Below are 8,485 nucleotides of genomic sequence, written 5' to 3' on the forward strand. Positions count from 1 at the left end.
GTAAAGGCACTCGACACCCCGGAAACATAGTTGACCATGCGCGCCACCTCGGTCGCGTCGATGGCAAACATGGCGAAAAAGGCACCTATCATCTGCAAAAGTGGCGCTCCCGGCGGGTGGCCTACCTGTAGTTTGGCAGAAGTGGCGATGTATTCGCCGGCATCCCAAAAGCTATTGGTCGGCTCGACGGTGATGGCATAGACGATAAGGGCTATAAAAAAAACACCCCATCCAGCGAGGGTGTCCCATTTTTCGAAGTTCTTTGAAAACATGTATCCGTGTTGTGTTTCCCCGATTAGCGGGGCAAACCTATTTAATCTTAATGTTGAGTGCAACCTGAAACAGCCTTGACTCGGCACAATGCGGCGAAATTACTAATTTTAATAGATATCTATACCCCTGCCATCTAGAAATTCGGGCTTTTGTGTCTTTCTTTTTTCCTTTGCCGGCGTTAAAATTTTTAACCGTAGCTACGGCCATGCTTGAAAATTTTGCCTTGGCAAAGAAAAGAATAAATTTCCCAAAACTCCCGAATTCATAGACATCAGGGGTATAACCGGATTTTTAATAAAGGTTTAACAGGGAAGGACCCGCTCTTGCCCCGATGGTTTTAAAATGCCCTAAACCAATATATTGATAAGACGGGACTAGTACTAAATTCATATAGGACTAGTACTCCAACAATTTTAAATGTGTTTTTTGGGAGTCGAATTATATACGTGATTTCGTAATATTGATTGGATAAACCAGCGCAGCAGATACTTTTCTAAATAGTATATTTAGGATTATTGTAACCTAAAATATTTGTGCAGACCAAACTTTGTTTTAAATTTGCACGCTCTAATGCTGAACAAGTTTTAGCATCAAGAACCATAGTGGCCTATGGTGTAATTGGTAACACAGCTGGTTTTGGTCCAGTCGTTCTAGGTTCGAGTCCTAGTAGGCCAACTAGGAAAGCCCCTGATTCCAATGGAATCAAGGGCTTTTTGTATAGTCGGGTACAACATAGGTACAACAAAATGTTTTTTTTCCATAGTCATATAATAAAACTCTCAACGTTGTTGCTATCCGTTTAAACTCACATTCGTAGCTGTTTTTGAATCGCCATCCATCCAATCGGAATCATAATTTTCACAACTATTAATAAGAAAGATAGTTTGCTCTTTCAAGTGCAATTCTAATTCGTCAACTGTCAACTGTCTTGAAGGTGGCTTTTGACCCATCGTTTAATTAGATTTTGGTTTTGTTCTAATATCGAACTTCATCGGATAATGAGATGTAATTTTAATTTTCTTAGCATCTTTATGCTTCGGATTTATTAAATAATTATACTCGGGCGGTACAACTGCGCTTGGAACCTTTAGTACGCAAAAGTCGTTCGACTCGATAAAACTGTCCCCTATAAGTTGGCTCTCGAGACCTGGCGGCTTACTGTCCCAATTTTTAGGGAGGTCGGATATTTCCAACTGTAAAATTTCAATATCGTTGGGAATATCGATTTCAATATATAACCTGTCAGTTGGCAAATCTTCGCTTATATCCAAGTGCGCCGATACCTCAAGTGTTGCCAAGGCCCTAGTCTCGGAGGTATACACCATGAACGTATCCAAACTGTTCCACCGATACCCCTCTGTTTTCGAGGCACCCCTACCCATCAAAGTGGATTCCAAATATTTCGAACGTTCGATTCTATATACCCGCATTATGCCATATTACCGAACTCGATTCTATTCAGGGCCTTTCTCACTTCCCTTATACCGGTAAGGCTGTCGAATAAACTGTCCGGAGAGGTAGATCCCAACGATATATTGGGTTTTCTGAGCCATCGCTGAAATTTTTCACTTTCGCAGTTGAACACGTTTAGGCCAAAGTCGTACAGTTCTATCAGTTCAAATATAAATTCACTGTTTTGTTTACTCAATATGTCATTACTTTTCTTTTTCTTATTGTAGGTTGTCTGAACTATTTCCAGAGAGTTCAGGTAATGATTTACGGGAATTTTGGTGTGCTTGCTTATAGTTTCGATGGCCGCGTATGGCAACCCCTTTCTTATCAGGGAGATTTTTTCGTCGTTCGTCGCCCAAGTATATTGTTTGTTTTTTATCTTGATACTGTAGCTGATATCACTAGTGGATATCAGTGATAATTTTGAACTGGCGTCGGCCAATAGTTTGTTTTTGGCATTATTCTGTGAGTGTGAAATTTTCATAGAGGTAAATATTAGAGTATATTGACTATATTACATAAGCAAATATACTGTATATATATTTATAACGCAAAATTTAGTACCTTGAATTGTGGTGTTCTGTAACCTATTTCTTATTTCTTTCGGATTTTTTAGTATAGATTCTAACACCTTTCAACCCTCTAACTCTTAGGTATTTGTAGTAAGTTCCCCTAGGAATTTGGAGTTGTTCGAGTATTTCTTCGACACTTAGCACACCTTTTTTAAAATAGTCTTCGGCCAGTATCGCCTTTTGTTCCGCTTTTTTACTTAGACCGCGTGGTGGACCGAGTACTATGGTAAGTTAATACAATCATGAAGTCTTTTCAGCTTTTTACAATTATCGCCTTTACCGCCGTATTCATCTCTCACGGCAGCGATAAAAATGCATCGCCTATAAAATTATCATTAAATCGGATTTACTTGCCCAGAAAACCATTAAATGACCTTTTTCACATCCTGATATAAAGTATATCTTTAGTATAATGGCTACTGGAAATCTATGGTCGAAATTATCCCAGTTCTAAAAATAAGCAATTTAAGGAGTGAGGAAATCCATTGTGACACGTTTCCGACCAAAAGATTTTTCTATCAAGATTATTGTAACGCGAAGTCTAATTGCAGGAAGCCATATAGAAGAAATCATCTAGACCTTTTTTGAGAATGAATCTGATTTAGGGTATCTATAAAAATATCAAGTGGACGGCGTATAAAACAAAAAAAACAGGTTGTATATAATGAACAAAAAGGACAAATCGGGGAAGAGACCCGATTTGTCCAAACTAAAAAAACTAACTCAAAACTATACTTTCAAACAACTATTTCAACGCAGGGTTGTTCTGCAGTTCACTATCTGGAAGTTGCCATGTAAATAGGGTCGGTACAGGTTTTCCGGCTTCGGGAATAATGGTTTCGTATCTCCCCGTGCGCAACAAATCGAACCAGCGTCTTCCCTCGGCCATAAACTCATAGCCCCTTTCCTGGAAAACCAGATCATCAAATGCGGCTTGATCTAGGCCCGCGGGAAAATCGACCGCTAGATCAAGCGTATTTTGATCCACTCCATAAGCCCTTCTACGTATTTGATTTACGGCATTATATGCCTCGGCGGTAGGGCCGTTAATAAGATTTTCGGTCTCGGCGAAAATCAAAAGGGCGTCCGCATAACGGTACATGTAAAAATCATTGCCCGCAGCGGTTTCCTCAACGGCACCTGGATCTCTGTACTTGCCATAGAAAAATTCGGTTTCCGGCGGTAGGGAAGTTATCTGAACAGTTTCTCCACCTATGACCACTTGGTTGTACAGGTTCCATGATTTTCTAAGGTCGTTGTCGTCCCAATTCGCTATCAGGGGAGCATCCCCGTCCACCGCGACGAAAGCGAGGCCACGGGCTGCTATACCTGCATCCCTTGCTAAAGTATTAGGCTGTGCGGGCGCAAAATAGGTAGGTATAAAATTACCCCGGGTAACGAACTGCGAAAACTTTAAGGAAAATACATCTTCGGAATGCGTCGGTGCCGTTGGAGAAAATATAGCGGAATAAGAGTCCAATAGCGCATAACCATAAGTACTCGCATTATCGATTACTTCCTTTGCCTTGTCCCTCGCCTCTTGGATCTGTCCACGATATAGATATAGGTCCGCCAATGCCAACCTGGCGGCTCCTTGAGTGGCTCTTCCCGGATTATCGGTAGTCGGTGCCAAATTGCTTTCCGCAACCAATAAATCGCTCAAGACCTGCGCATAGATATTTTCAACAGGTTCCAAGGGCTGGCCGGTATTGTCCGAATCGGATACGGGAACCAGTCGCATAGGCACCGATCCCCAGCTCCGTACTAACGTATAATAGACGATAGCACGAACGAAAGAGGCTTCACCAATGGCCTGTTTCTTTACGTCTTCGGATATCAAATCGTTTGTCTCCAAATTTGCAAGCAGTATATTGGCACGGCCAATCGAGTTGTACAAAGTAGGCCAGCCAGCCTGATAACCGGTGAACCCTGTGATAAAATCATATTGCGCAAACAAATCCCGGCTACCCGTATTTCTAGAACTTTCTTCTAAAAGAGTCAGCGCCAATAAATATTGGGTTTCCCAAATCCTTCCCCTACTCCGGGTCAAAGGTTCGTAAACACCTATGAGCAAAGCATCGAGATTATCCTCTGTTATACTTTCAAGACTTATTTCGCTCGGTGGCTCTTCGGTCAATACATCATCACAACTTATGAAAAGTCCCAGAAAGAAGATGCAAAAAACTATTTTATAAAATATTGTTTTCATCTGTTTTTATTTTTTTGTAGTCGTGTGAATGCTTTTTAAAAATTTACATTGAACCCAAGTGTAAAGGTTTTCGCCGCCGGATATGCGGCAAGGTCAACACCTTGTCTTAAGTCATTTCCGCTAAAACTGTTTACTTCGGGGTCAAAACCGGAGTAATCGGTTATGGTAATCAAGTTTTGTGCGCTAATAAAAAAATTGATAGTATCCAGGCCCAACGGACTTGCATCAAAATCGTAACCCAATCTTATGTTGGCAAGCCTTAAATAACTGGCATCTTCTATAAACCTGCTCGAACGCGTTACGAAAAGATCATCCCGCGGCTGTGGATAATAATCCGTTAGGTTTGCCACTTTATTGTTACCAGGATTCGGGGCCGCAATCTCAAATAAGCCTATGTTGTTCACAGAAGCGCCCGAGACCCCTTGCCAATTGGTAACGAGGGTCAGATCTTTATACTTGAGATCGGTATTTAAGCCATAGATAAAATCCGGCAAAGGAGACCCCACAATCTGGTTGTCTTCTGCATTTATGATGTCGTTACCATCAACATCTTCGTAAATCGGTGCGCCCGTATTGTCAAGTCCTAAAAATTTGGGTGCGAAAAAAGAGAATAATGATTCTCCTTTTCTGACAATGGCCGTAGATCTTGAAGCGTCATTTCCCCCTCCAGAAAAGATATCCTGCCCATCCTTGGTTTCGAGAATTTCATTTATATTCTTGGAGTATTGCGCATCAATAGAGAAATACCAATCTTCGGTATTGACGATATCGGCGCCAACTTGTAATTCTATACCTCTGTTTTCGACCTTGCCCACGTTGTCGACAATTGAGGTAAACCCTGAAGACTGGGGCAGCGCGACCGTAGCTAATAGGTCGTTTGTCGTTTTTACATAATAATCGAAAGAAAAACGGTACTTATCATTATACAGGCCCGCGTCAATACCGACGTTAGTCTGCACGGTAGTTTCCCAGGTCAGGTTCGAGTTTGGTAAATTCGGTGCAAGTCCTACGCTTATACCCGCTCCGGCACCTTGCCCCGTTAAGACTATCGAACCTAAACTAAGTGACTGATAGGGCTGAATAGCCTGGTTACCTACCGATCCCGTACTTGCCCTCAATTTCAGGTTATTGAATATCCCATCTTTCATAAAATCTTCCTCGGAGATTCGCCATGCACCACCGATTGCCGCGAAATTGGCATATTTATTATTATCGGCAAATACCGAAGAACCGTCCCTTCTCGCATTCAACGACAATAAATATTTTTTGTCATAATCAAATTGTACCCGCCCAAAAAAGGATACCAAGCTTTGATCGATCGTTATGGTTTCAGGCACGGCGGACGTTCCTGCCGCTTGTATGGCATTATTTTGTAGGTCATCTGATGGAAAACCGGTGCCCGCCAGAAAAATGGAGTTCTTTTCCTCGAATTGTCCCGAGGCACCCACAAGTACGTCTACCCCTATTTTACCGAACGTATTTTTATAGTTCAGGTAATCTTCTACCAAGGTGTTCAAATTTCTACTAGTTCCCAATTGAGCCACCTGACTCCCTAATTGGGCCAGTTCCTTTGGCGAGTAAAAATCAGATTTTCGATCGATGTAGTCGGCCGAGGTCCGAATCACATTGGTCAAATTTTTGGTAATGTCCCAGTTTAGGGAAAGAACTGCCTGCAATCGGATTATTTTGTTGCGGTCCAAGGCCTCTAAGAGCGCGACCGGGTTTTCTTGATCAGTATTGCTAAAAACATAGGGGGCTACACTGCTAAAACCCCCTTCCGCATCATAAACGGGTACGGTTGGCGCAGCAATCAAGGTAGAACCTATTCCAGACTTACCGAAATTACGGGTATTTGTGCCATCGGATGCCAAAAAACCGTTGTTCGTTGATCTTGAAAGATTTACCCTTGAGTTCAATGAGAATTTTTCGGAAAGTTTGTTCTGCAAATTGATTCGAAAAGCGATCCGTTCAAAATCCGTCGTCTTTACGACTCCTTCCTGATCAGAATAGTTTGCGGAAACGTAATAGTTGTTATCACCATCACCTCCTGTAAAGCTAAGGCTATGGTTCTGATGAAAACCGGCACGGTACACTTGGTCCTGCCAATCGGTATTTGCATTGCCTACGGCCGCAAGACTTGCCAATGAAGTGGCCCGTTGCTCATCGGAAAGCGTTGTTGAATTATTAAAAAAGTCAGTTGCAAAGTTTACATATTGATCGCCGGTCATTAGATCGAAGCGTTTTCTTACGGTCTGCAACGCGGTAAACATATTGTAGCTCACCTTAACACCTTCGGAAGCCCTACCCCCCTTTGTGGTAATCTGCACAACACCGTTTGCGGCCCTGGAGCCATAAATCGCAGTGGAAGAAGCATCTTTCAGCACTTCTATGGAAGCAATGTCGTTCGGGTTCAGTGAAGAGATGCCGTTCAAAAATCTGACATCATCATTAAATATGGGTATGCCATCGATAACGTATAAAGGCTCATTGCCTCCCGCGAAAGAGGTAAGGCCCCTTACCCGAACACTCACCCCTGCCCCGGGCGCACCTGAACTTTGAATGACCTGTACCCCGGCCATTCTGCCTCTCATCCCCTGTTCAACCGTTGTGATGGGCTGTTGTTGTAATTCTTCTGCCTTTACTACGGAAGTAGAACCTACGAATTCATTTCTTTGTATACCCCCATAACCGGTAACCACCACTTCGTCAAGACTTTGGGCATCTTCCTCCAAATTAATCGAAATGTTACTTTGGCCGTTGACCGCGATTTCCTTTTTCAAAAAACCGATATACGAAACTACAAGCGTTGCGTCTGGATTGGAAAGATTCAATGAAAAATTGCCGTCAAAATCCGTCTGCGTTCCGTTGGAAGTACCTTTCTCAACTATATTGGAACCGGATAATGGCTCGCCATTTTGATCGTATACTGTACCGCTTAAGGTAAGTTGATCTATGGAAACAATGCCGAAATCTAGGGTAGTCTTGGCAACTTCGGTAGTATACGGGTTAGCTTGTACCACAATCATGCCCACCAATAAAAACAACGGCGCAAGTTGTCGTTTCAGGCCTAATTTAAGCAATAGACTAGCGCCATTACCGTTTTCATTTGGTCTTTTCATATTTTTAAGTCTTTAAGAAATGATTGGTTTAACACTTGTCCCAGGTTTTGCTTCAACCTTTTTTTACCCAAGCAAAGTCATTAGTTTGTGATAAATAAAGTAAATATTAGGAGTAAAAACTAGTAACTTGTCATTTTTTTTTACAAATTATCAATCTATTCCTTAGATTTATATCTATTTTGATGAATATCCCAGTTAGAATTACCCGCAAAACATATTCTTTTTAGATTTCAGTTCATTTTATAATAATCTTATTAAAATTTATTACAAGCAACCCTTCAATAATTAGAAATGATATTCAAAATATATTTCAAGAGATTTTTGGCCCATGGCACAATCCTGTTTTGTTTGTTCGGATGTATGGAGAACTGGAACAAAGAAACCAAATCGAATCCCAATGAGGAATCAAATAACAGCTCGGACACCCTTTATTCGAACGTTGGCGATACCCCATCGAAAGATAAATACGAGGGATTAAAGTCTGAGCTGTTTCTGGGTGATGTTACCGTTGAGACCCGAATCGACGATAAAGAGGTATTCACCGAAGGACCTGCCGTAGATCGGAACGGAACGGTCTATTTTACCAACGTACCCATGAACAAAATCCTTTCATGGAATCCCGAAAACAAAAAACTTTCCGTTTTTAAGGCGGAATCAAATGGTGCAAACGGATTACGTTTTACACCGGAAGGAAACCTGCTTATTTGTGAAGGTGACGGGGGAAAAGTCATAAGAATGGACATGGTCAGTAAAAATACGTCCGTCGTTGCGGAAATATTCAACGGAAAAGGGCTACAGTCACCCAATGATCTGGAATACGATGCCAAGGGAAGAATATATTTCTCGTCCCGAACCGGTAA

Annotated in this window: 6 protein-coding genes and 1 tRNA gene; 2 read left to right on the forward strand and 5 right to left on the reverse strand. The window is 41.8% G+C overall.

The window, feature by feature from the left end:
• The coding region (locus ACEW8S_RS04165) for a protein O-mannosyl-transferase family (protein ID WP_373516925.1) at positions 1-272 on the reverse strand (272 nt) is incomplete at its 3' end.
• Positions 273-876: 604 nt separating this feature from the next.
• Between ACEW8S_RS04165 and ACEW8S_RS04170 the strand changes: the two genes are divergently transcribed.
• Positions 877-948, forward strand: a tRNA-Gln gene (locus tag ACEW8S_RS04170).
• Between the two features lie 278 nt (positions 949-1,226).
• On the opposite strand, the gene ACEW8S_RS04175 is transcribed toward ACEW8S_RS04170, so the two are convergent.
• The 4 genes from ACEW8S_RS04175 to ACEW8S_RS04190 form a co-directional block, all read right to left on the reverse strand.
• Entirely contained in the window at positions 1,227-1,703 is a 477-nt protein-coding gene (locus ACEW8S_RS04175) for an RES family NAD+ phosphorylase (protein ID WP_373516926.1), read from the reverse strand.
• Complete coding sequence (locus tag ACEW8S_RS04180; RefSeq protein ID WP_373516927.1) at positions 1,703-2,209, reverse strand: antitoxin Xre/MbcA/ParS toxin-binding domain-containing protein; 507 nt, start codon at positions 2,207-2,209, stop codon at positions 1,703-1,705. Before ACEW8S_RS04180 ends, ACEW8S_RS04175 begins: the two co-directional genes overlap by 1 nt.
• An 833-nt stretch (positions 2,210-3,042) precedes the next feature.
• On the reverse strand, positions 3,043-4,506 hold the full coding sequence (locus tag ACEW8S_RS04185) for a RagB/SusD family nutrient uptake outer membrane protein (protein WP_373516928.1): 1,464 nt from the start codon (positions 4,504-4,506) through the stop codon (positions 3,043-3,045).
• Positions 4,507-4,541: 35 nt separating this feature from the next.
• Complete coding sequence (locus ACEW8S_RS04190) at positions 4,542-7,625, reverse strand: SusC/RagA family TonB-linked outer membrane protein (protein ID WP_373516929.1); 3,084 nt, start codon at positions 7,623-7,625, stop codon at positions 4,542-4,544.
• A 291-nt stretch (positions 7,626-7,916) separates the two neighbouring features.
• Here ACEW8S_RS04190 and ACEW8S_RS04195 point away from each other — a divergent pair.
• Positions 7,917-8,485 (forward strand): SMP-30/gluconolactonase/LRE family protein (locus tag ACEW8S_RS04195; protein ID WP_373516930.1); only part of this gene is annotated, 569 nt, incomplete at its 3' end.

The sequence above is a fragment of the Pricia sp. genome, assembly GCF_041745955.1.
Classification (GTDB): domain Bacteria; phylum Bacteroidota; class Bacteroidia; order Flavobacteriales; family Flavobacteriaceae; genus Pricia.